This is a genomic window from Neorhizobium sp. BETTINA12A, assembly GCF_023006485.1.
Lineage (GTDB): Bacteria > Pseudomonadota > Alphaproteobacteria > Rhizobiales > Rhizobiaceae > Neorhizobium.
Genome location: NZ_JALBGW010000205.1, coordinates 1 through 7,337, shown reverse-complemented (window position 1 = coordinate 7,337; position 7,337 = coordinate 1). Strand labels below are relative to the sequence as shown.

Annotated in this window: 4 protein-coding genes and 1 pseudogene; 3 read left to right on the top strand and 2 right to left on the bottom strand. The window is 61.6% G+C overall.

Annotated features, from left to right (window positions below):
* A pseudogene (locus MOV61_RS26895) lies at window positions 1–255 on the bottom strand (hypothetical protein); the annotation flags it as partial.
* Window positions 256–503: 248 nt separating this feature from the next.
* Here MOV61_RS26895 and MOV61_RS26890 point away from each other — a divergent pair.
* Window positions 504–1,031, top strand: coding sequence for a chemotaxis protein CheD (locus MOV61_RS26890; protein ID WP_247138772.1), 528 nt, complete (start codon window positions 504–506; stop codon window positions 1,029–1,031).
* 107 nt (window positions 1,032–1,138) lie between these two features.
* On the opposite strand, the gene MOV61_RS26885 is transcribed toward MOV61_RS26890, so the two are convergent.
* Entirely contained in the window at window positions 1,139–4,903 is a 3,765-nt protein-coding gene (locus tag MOV61_RS26885) for a response regulator (protein ID WP_247138771.1), read from the bottom strand.
* A gap of 468 nt (window positions 4,904–5,371) precedes the next feature.
* Here MOV61_RS26885 and MOV61_RS26880 point away from each other — a divergent pair, with 468 nt between their 5' ends.
* Both MOV61_RS26880 and MOV61_RS26875 read left to right on the top strand, forming a co-directional pair.
* The gene (locus MOV61_RS26880; RefSeq protein ID WP_038593768.1) at window positions 5,372–5,725 is read left to right on the top strand and encodes a hypothetical protein; all 354 of its coding nucleotides are present in this window, start codon (window positions 5,372–5,374) and stop codon (window positions 5,723–5,725) included.
* A 408-nt stretch (window positions 5,726–6,133) separates the two neighbouring features.
* A partial coding sequence (locus MOV61_RS26875) for a DEAD/DEAH box helicase (protein WP_247138770.1) occupies window positions 6,134–7,337 on the top strand: 1,204 nt, incomplete at its 3' end.

The following is a 7,337-nucleotide window of genomic DNA, read 5'->3' as shown; positions in this document are numbered from 1 at the left end:
CGGATCGATGTAACGCGGCCCGCTGTCACTGGCGAGAGCCCCGCCGATCAGGCCGCCGATGACGCCCGCGGCCAAACCTCCGGCAATCAGCGCGCCATCGTTGTTATGATGCCTGCGCGGCGGGTCACGGCGATCATATCGATCGTATCGGTCGTAGTGTCTGTCCCACTGCTGGGCCGAGGCTTCACCGGCCGGCAACAGGACGCTGGTGCAGGTAGCGGCCAGAATCAGCGCCGAGACAATCATCTTCTTCATCACAAGCGTCTCCGTTTCCACCGAGCTGCGCCTGAAAGCGGCAAAAGGGGCTCGGGTATTGCCGGACAATGCAGGTGCCGAGCTTAACGGTCCCTGAACGGAAAACCTGTCGCTCGCACCCTGCCGAAATTACGAAAACCGTATAAGACCGTATTTCTCGCCACTCATTGTTGGTCTCTCCCGCGCGCGTCCCGCTTTCATACTTTTGCGTGAAAATATTTTTCACATACACGGGATCAGAGCATCAGATGAACTTCACGGACTCCCACCATATCCATGTCATTGGCGGCCAATATGCGGTGTCGGCCGATCCCGATACCGTGCTGATGACCGTTCTCGGGTCCTGCGTCTCGGCCTGCATCTACGACACCACCACCAGCATCGGCGGGATGAACCATTTCATCCTGCCCACGAGCGGCGGACTGGAGATCATCCAGCATCCGGAACGCTACGGCGATCTGGCCATGCGTGCGCTTGTCGACGACCTGTGCAGTCTTGGCGCGGAACGCCGGAACCTTCGGGCCAAGCTGTTTGGCGGCCGCACCCGCAAATGCAGCGGCTACGATCCCGGATTGCTGAACGCCGCGTTCGCCAGGCGCTTCCTTCAGGCGGAAGGCATCAAGCTTGTCGATTCCAGCCTCGGCGATGACCTGGCGCGCTGGATCGCGTTTCACCCGACGACAGGCAGCGTACAGATGCGGATCACTGCGGCCACGGTGCCCGCTCCGCCAACTTCCCGCATCGGCGACGCAACCGCCAGGGCAGCGCGATACTGACCGCCCGCTACGTTCTGCCGCCGCGTCAGCAGTATTGCCAGTTCTTCGGAGCGGGGATGTGCGCCGACATTGCCGAGGTGAGAGCGTTGAGAGCCGGAAACGCCGGCTCAGTTCGACACCGAGCTCACGATCGCACCGCCGAGCCAGTTGCGGACCTTGGTTTCCAATGCCTCCGGACTGATCGGCTTGGAGAGGTAATCGTCCATGCCGACCTGGAAGCAGAGTTCGCGGTCGCTTTCGAGCGCATGCGCCGTGACGCCGATGATCGGCGTATGGGTGCCGGTCTCCTGTTCGAGCTCGCGGATTTTCTGGGTCGCCTGATGGCCGTTCATGACCGGCATCGAAACGTCCATGATGATGACCGCCGGATCGTGCTTTTTCCACGCTTCGACCGCTTCCGCACCGTTCTTGACGATCTGGAACAGCCAGCCGGTGGTCTGCAGGATCTGGGTAAAGACGATCTGGTTGACCTCGTTGTCCTCGGCGACCAGCACGTCGAGCGTCGGCGCCGCCTGCATGGGCGGCGTGGAGACCGGGACCACCGGCTGTTCGGCAATCACTGGCGCCGAAGCAACCAGCTTGGGTGCTGCAACCGGCGCCAGGGGCCGCACGGCCGTCTGAGTCCGACCGGCCGCTTGCTCCGCTTCGACTGCCCGGCGCTTGGTGCGGATCGAGCGGACGACGTCGATGATCGTGCTGCGCAGCAGGTTGGCGCGTGCCGGCTTCATCAGATGCGCCTGGATGTTGAGGGCGGCGAACATGCTGTCGTCGCCGGCCATGTCCATCGAGGTCAGGAAAACCACGCCGGTTCCGTCGAAGCGCGGATCACGCCGGAGCTGCTTGGCGAAGTCCAGGCCGTTCATCTCCGGCATGTGGTAGTCGAGCACGATAGCATCGACAGTGACGCCGATACGGGCGGCCTCGCTGAGGATCGCCAGCCCCTCGGCGCCGCCGTCGGCTGCGACCGTGTCGAACCCCCACATGGTAAGCTGTTCGGTGAGGATGCGGCGGTTGACGGCATTGTCGTCGACAACGAGGATGCGGGCGCCGCTAGTGTTGATCGGCAAGGTCGTCAGGACGTTGCGCTCGCTGACCACCTGGAACGGCAGGTGCACGGTGAAGACCGAGCCGCGACCGACTTCGCTCGTCACGTCGATATAACCGCCGAAGAGTTCGGTGAGGCCGGCGGTGATCGCCAGCCCCAGGCCGGTGCCTTCGTGGCGGCGCGTCGAGGACGTGTCGACCTGCGAGAATTTCTCGAACACCGATTTCAGTTTCTCTTCGGGAATGCCGAGGCCGGTATCCTCGATGCGGATCGACAGCATCATCTCGCCGGGGCCTTTTGCCTCCGACCTCAGGTCGATGAAGACATGCCCCTTTTCGGTGAATTTTACCGCGTTGCCGACGAGATTGGTGATGATCTGGCGGAAACGCCCCGCGTCGCCCATCACCGTCTCGCGGATCGAGACGTCGCCGCGCACGATGAGTTCGATATCCTTCTCGGCAGCGGACGAGGATAAAAGCGTCGCCACGTCCTCGATCGCCTCGACCGGGTCGAACGGCGCCTTGCGCAGCGTCATCTGCCCGGCATCGATCTTGGAAAAGTCGAGGATGTCGTTGATGATCGTCAGAAGCGCATTGCCCGATTTGACGATGATGTCGATGAAGGTCTTCTGGCGGGTGTCGAGATTGGACTTGGCAAGCAGCTCCGCCATGCCGAGCACGCCGTTCATCGGGGTGCGGATCTCGTGGCTCATATTGGCGAGGAATTCCGACTTCGCCCGGTCGGCGGCCTCGGCGCGCTGCAGGAGGCGGGTCAGTTCTTCCTCGCGGCTCTTCATCTCCGTGACGTCGGTGAAGACGGCCAGCCAATGGTCGCTGCCGGTCAGCTTTGCCTCGACCTGGATCCACTTGCGGCCCTCGACGCGGAAGGCGGCAAACACCGGCTTGCCGGCTGCGACATTGTCTTCCCAGGCCTGCAGCGTCGCCGCCGCTTCCTCGGACGTGCCGAGATCGCCGCGCTCGACGCAATAGCGGAAGAGATCGCGCCACAGGCCTCCGGCGCCCACCATCTCGGCCGGCATGTCGAGCATGGCCGGCAGCGCGTCATTGGAGAAGATGATCTCGCCGTCATGCAGGATGAGCAGCCCTTGCGACATGGCGCTCGTCGCGTCGCGCATCAGCGCGCCGTGGGTTTCGAGCGCCGCACGGGCCTCCTGGATCTCCTGCTCGCGCTTGCGGACAGCCGTGATGTCCATGTAGCTCAGCAGGATCTTGCCGCCGGAAAGCTGAGTGCCGGAAATGACAATCACCAGGCCGCTGCGGCTTTTCACCTCGATCGGAGGCCGCTCCTGACCGTCGGTCAAGGCGGCGATGCGCTCCCGGTAGATTTCCTCGAAGCTGCTCGTCGAGCCGCTATAGATGCCGTGGTCGAAATTGACCTTGAGGAAGTCCCGATAGGAACGGCCGGGCAGATCGAACTGCTCTCCGGCATCCCAGAAGGAATAGAAGGCCGGGTTGGCGTATTCGAACAGGAACTGCTCGTCGAGGATCGCCACGCCGACGGGCATGGTGTGCAGGATCGTCTGCAGATCCTTGCCCATCTTCTCCGCCTTGTTCTGCGCCTCCTTGATGCGGGAGACGTCCATGCGCGAGCCGACGAGGTTGTGCGCGCCGTCATTGGTGGTCACCCGGCGCAGGTGCGTGATGACCGGGACGACCGATCCGTCGGGAAAGGTGATGTCCTCCGATTTCTCGATGTCCTCGCCTGTCATTACCTGGTCGTTCTCGATACGGAAACGATCGGCCGCGTCAGGGAACATTTCCGTTTCGGTCTTGCCGAGGAAATGGCTTCTCGGCTTGCCCAGCATCGCCTCGTAGGCGGCATTGGCATAGGTGAGCTGGCGGTCGCTGTTGCGCACGAACACGGGCACCGGCAGGTCTTCGAGGACGGCGCGAAACAGGTCCGTCTCCGAGACATGGGTGCGCAGGAGCATTTCCTGCTCCTTGAAATCGGTCACGTCGTGACGGATGGCGATCAGCAGGCCGTTTTCGAGACGCTTGTTGATGCTCCGCAGCCAGCGTCCGTCGGAAAGCTGGTCGATGCTTTCGGAATAGGGAAGATCGAACGGTTTCATCCGCTCGGCTATCCAAGCGTCCTTGTTCGGCACATCGGAACCAAAGCTCGCCGGCGACACGCGCTGGCGGCGATCATAGGCAAATCCGAGAATATCGTTGAGCGTGATCCCCGGCTGGATATCGATCGAGATCGATGAAAAATGATTGATGAGCTGGGAATTGCAGTAGAGCAGAACGTTGTGCTTGTCATAGATGCCGATACCCATTTCGAGCATGTCGAGGGCATCGTCGAGAAGCGCGTTGTTGAAAGGCGAAAACGGCGCGATCGGCTTTGCAGCGTTGGCCGTAGCACCACTGGCCGGGGCACCGGGGGGCGGGACGACGGCGCGTGATGCAACGGCAAGCGGGGCAACGTTGTTCGGCTCTGAAATGGCGGCAACGCCCGGTACCGCCGCAAACGTGCCGAACAGATAGGTATGGTCGTCTTCCGTCAGGAAACGCTCGATATGAATTTCATGGCGGACGACGCCGGAGCGGTCGAAACAGAGCGCCGTCTCGTCGGTACCGAAAACGATCGCCCGGCATTCCTTTTCCTTGCGGTCGGCATCGTCCAGCGCGCCTGCAAGGCCACGGCTGGTATTGCCGGCGAATTCGCTCGGATGCATGCCGAAAAGGCGTGCATAGGCAGCATTCACCGCCACGTAGCTAAGGGCGCTGTCCTTGATGAACGCGGGTTCGGCAAGATCGTTGATCCGCTCGCACGCCGTTTTCAAGAGTTCGCTTTCCGTGTCCACCTTCCCCGCTCCTCGTGCCGGCCGATATCCGGCTCGATTCGTTTGTCTCCCAATCGACTGATAACACCATAGCGAGTGTTAACATCGTGTTGTTGAAACAGTACGACTTATCATTTCTGGCATTTGTCAACCGGAAGCGCCTATATATGGGCGCCAATACAGCCTGTGATTGATCGTGACGGGCATCGACATCCGCAGACATCCAACCGCATGGCGTAAGTGATCCGAGCTAATCCGAAAGCAACTCGGAGAAAGTCCCGATTTCCGCCGCCAAATCTTCTCCATGTTATAGCCACGATCCGGCCATAATCGACATTGGCAATTGCTGAGGCTTGATAAAAATCAACCGCAGGCGGCATGAAGCTGAACGTTCGTTCAGACTATCGGGAAATCGTCTTCATCAATCCGCCGCCTTTGGGCGCGACCATTTCTTCACCCCTTGAGGACAAAAAGGGAAAGGAAAAGAACATGTCGGCACTGAAAAAGACGATATCACTCGGCCTCGCCGCACTGTCCGTAGCGGGCGCCCTGACGGCGACGGCTCCGGCGGCAGAAGCCCGCGACCGCCATCGCAATGTCTGGCCGGGCGTGGCAGCAGGCCTTGCTGGCGGCATCATCGGCGGCGCAATCATCGCAGGGTCGCAGCGGCCGGCTTACGCCGAGCCCGAATATGTGGAGCCGGAATACGACTACGCTCCCCCGCCTCCGCCGCCGGTCTATTACCGCCGCGCCTATTACCGGGACTACCCACCCGTCTGCGAACTCGAATGGCGCCGCAACCGCTATGGCGAGCCTTATCGCGTCGAAGTCTGCTCGCGCTGATCGCCAGGCGATCGCCTAACCTTAAGGAGCCTGTTTCCGCCGCCGGCGGATGCAGGCTTTTTGTTGTGCTGCAGACGCGCTGAGCGCGGTTACGGACACGGCCGGGAAGCTACGCAATTTCGCGAGTGCGAAACATCTGCTTGACTTTTGCCCGGAAAACCACCAAATGCGCTTCAGCTTTCACCTTCCGGCCGCCGCGTGAGTTGGCCCCGCGTCATTAAAGACACCGCGAAGAAGGAACAAGGCGCAAAGATAGATCGCCCTCGATCCCGGAGGGTTTAAGCGCTGGAGAGCAATTTCCAACTTGCAAGTTCCCACTTCACGCGGGGTTCTTGACGCCAAAGGCAGACCGGACGGCATGGTGCCAGTCCGGCGATACGCTTTTGGCGCCCCGAAAAGGTATTCGACTTGACGAATTTCCACGAGCTTGGTCTGTCCAAGCAGACCGTAGCCACTCTTTTTGCGCTCGGTTACGAAACACCGACCCCGATCCAGGCCCAGGCGATCCCCCAGCTTCTCGAAGGCCGCGACATGATCGGCCTTGCCCAGACTGGCACCGGCAAGACCGCCGCATTCGGCCTCCCGATCATCGAAATGCTTGCCAAGGATCCGAAGCGTCCTGACAATCGCACCACCCGTACGCTCATCCTCGCTCCGACCCGCGAACTGGTCAACCAGATCGCCGCCAGCCTGAAGAGCTATGTGCGCGGCACCCCGATGAAGATCAACGCCGTTGTCGGCGGCGCCTCGATCAACAAGCAGCAGCTGCAGCTCGAAAAGGGTACCGACATTCTCGTCGCGACCCCGGGCCGCCTGCTCGACCTGATCGCCCGCCGTGCCATCGGCCTGACTGCCGTGCGTTACCTCGTTCTCGACGAAGCCGACCAGATGCTCGATCTCGGCTTCATCCACGATCTGCGCAAGATTTCCAAAATGGTGCCGAACAAGCGCCAAACCCTGCTCTTCTCGGCCACCATGCCGAAGGCGATCGCCGATCTTGCCTCCGACTTCCTCAAGGACCCGGTCCAGGTTTCGGTCACGCCTCCGGGCAAGGCTGCCGACAAGGTCGAACAGTTCGTCCACTTCGTGGTCGGCAAGAACGACAAGACGGACCTTCTGAAGAAATCGCTCGAAGAAAACCCGACCGGCCGCGCCATGGTTTTCCTGCGCACCAAGCACGGCGCCGAGAAGCTCTCCAAGCATCTCGAGCATATCGGTTTCAAGGTCGCCTCGATCCACGGCAACAAGAGCCAGGGCCAGCGCGAACGCGCCCTCAAGGCCTTCCGTGACAACGAGATCCGTGTTCTGGTCGCCACCGACGTTGCTGCTCGCGGCATCGACATCCCTGGCGTCACCCACGTCTTCAACTACGACCTACCGGAAGTACCGGACGCCTACGTTCACCGCATCGGCCGCACCGCGCGTGCCGGCCGTGACGGCATTGCGATCGCCTTCTGCGCCCCCGATGAAGCCCGCCTGCTGCGCGACATCGAGCGCCTGATGAACATCGAAATCACCACCGCATCCGGCGAACGCCCCGAAGGCGGCCGCCAGCCACGCGGCGGTGCCGGCAACAACAACCGTGGCGGCGCTGCCAATCGCGGCCGTGGCG

Bases quoted from the DNA above. Each gene is read 5' to 3' on its own strand.
- MOV61_RS26890 (WP_247138772.1), top strand. From the start codon at position 504: ATGAACTTCACGGACTCCCACCATATCCATGTCATTGGCGGCCAATAT.
- MOV61_RS26880 (WP_038593768.1), top strand. From the start codon at position 5,372: ATGTCGGCACTGAAAAAGACGATATCACTCGGCCTCGCCGCACTGTCC.